Origin of the sequence: Cryobacterium sp. PH31-L1 (genome assembly GCF_030063145.1) — a bacterium.
In the GTDB taxonomy this organism is placed as follows: Bacteria; Actinomycetota; Actinomycetes; order Actinomycetales; family Microbacteriaceae; genus Cryobacterium.
In genome coordinates, this window is record NZ_JASISM010000025.1 from 1 (window position 1) to 1,061 (window position 1,061).

The window sequence follows — 1,061 nt, forward strand, 5'->3', positions numbered from 1 at the left end:
CATGGCGTTGTCGTAGCTATCGCCCTTGGACCCGACGGACGCGACGGCTTCGGCCTGGGCGAGGCGTTCGGTGTAGCGCACCGCTCGATACTGCACGCCCCGGTCGCTGTGGTGGACGAGTTGGGAGAGGTCGCAGCCTTCACGTTGCCGGGTCCAGATTCCCATCTCGAGGGCGTCGAGGGCGAGGCTGGTGTGCATGCGGGTGGACAGCTGCCAACCGACAACTCGGCGGGAGAACACGTCCGTGACGAACGCCGCGTATACCCAGCCCGAGAACGTGCGGATGTAGGTGATGTCCGCCACCCACAGGCAGTTCGGTGCCGGCGCGGTAAACGCCCGCCGCACCAAATCGTCGGGGCGGTCGCTGAGCGGGCCCGGAATCGTGGTCCGCGGAGTCCTCGACCGGGTAATGCCGCGCAACCCTTCGCGGCGCATGAGCCGCTCAACCGTGCAGCGGGCGACGGGGTGGCCGTCGCGTTTGAGCTGAGCATGAACCTTCCGCACCCCGTAGACGCCATAGTTCTTCTGGTGCAGGTCCTTAATCTTCACCACGGTCTCCTCATCCGTTTTCGATCGTTTCGAGGGCGGCCGGCTGATGGCCGCGTAGTACGTCGATGGGGCGATCTGCATTTCCTTACAGATCGGCTCGACCCCGTAGTCGTGCTTGTTCGCGTCGATGAAGGTGATCATCTGCTGGAGGGGCGGTCGAGCTCCGCCGCGAAGAAAGCCGACGCGCTGCGCAAGATGGCATTCGCCCTCCGCAACTCACGGTTCTCACGCTCGAGCTCGAGCAGCCGGGCGGCGTCCTCGGTGGTGGTGCCCGGGCGAACACCGGCATCGACCTCGGCGCGCAAGAGCCACTTCCGCAGGGTGTCGGCGGGGATACCGAGTTGCTGGCCGATGCGGGCAGACGCCCCACGGCCGCCGCCGGCATCTTCACGAGCGGCAAGCAGCAGGCGCACCGCTCGCTCCTTCAACTCCGGCGGATACTTCTTCAGTGCTGGCATGATTCTCAACCTTTCCGGGTGATCAAGAACCTCCATTAAACCCGGGGCGAGACA

General features: G+C 65.4%; 2 protein-coding genes and 1 other annotated feature. Both genes read right to left on the reverse strand.

Annotation, left to right across the window (positions count from 1 at the left end; translation table 11 throughout):
* Nucleotides 1-690: IS3 family transposase (locus QMF22_RS17295; protein WP_283455887.1), on the reverse strand; the 690-nt coding region annotated here is incomplete at its 3' end.
* Nucleotides 616-729: a sequence feature (AL1L pseudoknot), on the reverse strand. Its footprint overlaps the gene before it by 75 nt.
* Complete coding sequence (locus QMF22_RS17300; protein ID WP_283455888.1) at nt 687-1,007, reverse strand: transposase; 321 nt, start codon at nt 1,005-1,007, stop codon at nt 687-689. Its footprint overlaps the feature before it by 43 nt. The genes QMF22_RS17300 and QMF22_RS17295, both read right to left, overlap by 4 nt.
* Between the last annotated feature and the right edge of the window lie 54 nt (nt 1,008-1,061).